The 1,079-nt window shown below is 64.7% G+C and carries 1 protein-coding gene; it reads left to right on the forward strand.

Annotation, left to right across the window (positions count from 1 at the left end; translation table 11 throughout):
* Positions 1-1,079: elongation factor Tu (tuf, locus tag ACX9OT_RS21830; RefSeq protein ID WP_459003667.1), on the forward strand; the 1,079-nt coding region annotated here is incomplete at both ends.

The following is a 1,079-nucleotide window of genomic DNA, read 5'->3' on the forward strand; positions in this document are numbered from 1 at the left end:
CGCACCAAGCCGCACGTCAACGTCGGCACCATCGGTCACGTCGACCACGGCAAGACCACGCTGACCGCCGCACTGACCAAGATCGGTGCCGAGCGCTTCGGTGGCGAGTTCAAGGACTACTCCTCGATCGACGCCGCGCCGGAAGAAAAGGCGCGTGGCATCACGATCTCGACCGCGCACGTCGAATACGAATCCCCGATCCGTCACTACGCCCACGTTGACTGCCCGGGCCACGCTGACTACGTCAAGAACATGATCACCGGTGCCGCCCAGATGGACGGCGCGATCCTGGTGTGCTCGGCCGCTGACGGCCCGATGCCGCAGACCCGTGAGCACATCCTGCTGTCGCGCCAGGTCGGCGTGCCGTACATCGTCGTGTTCCTGAACAAGGCCGACATGGTGGACGACGCCGAGCTGCTCGAGCTGGTCGAGATGGAAGTGCGCGAGCTGCTGAGCAAGTACGAGTTCCCGGGCGACGACACCCCGATCATCGCCGGTTCGGCCCGTCTGGCGCTGGAAGGCGACCAGAGCGACATCGGCGTGCCGGCCATCCTGAAGCTGGTCGACGCGCTGGACAGCTGGATTCCGGAGCCGGAGCGTGCGATCGACAAGCCGTTCCTGATGCCGGTGGAAGACGTGTTCTCGATCTCGGGCCGCGGCACCGTGGTGACCGGTCGTATCGAGCGCGGCGTGATCAAGGTTGGCGACGAAATCGAAATCGTCGGCATCCGTCCGGTGCAGAAGACCACCGTGACCGGCGTTGAAATGTTCCGCAAGCTGCTGGACCAGGGTCAGGCAGGCGACAACGCTGGCCTGCTGCTGCGCGGCACCAAGCGTGACGACGTCGAGCGTGGCCAGGTGCTGGCCAAGCCGGGCACGATCAAGCCGCACACCAAGTTCGAAGGCGAAGTGTACGTCCTGTCGAAGGACGAGGGCGGCCGCCACACCCCGTTCTTCAACGGCTACCGTCCGCAGTTCTACTTCCGCACCACCGACATCACCGGCGCCGCCAAGCTGCCGGAAGGCGTCGAAATGGTGATGCCGGGTGACAACGTCAAGATGGAAGTCACCCTGATCAA

Source organism: Stenotrophomonas genospecies 3 (assembly GCF_054473855.1).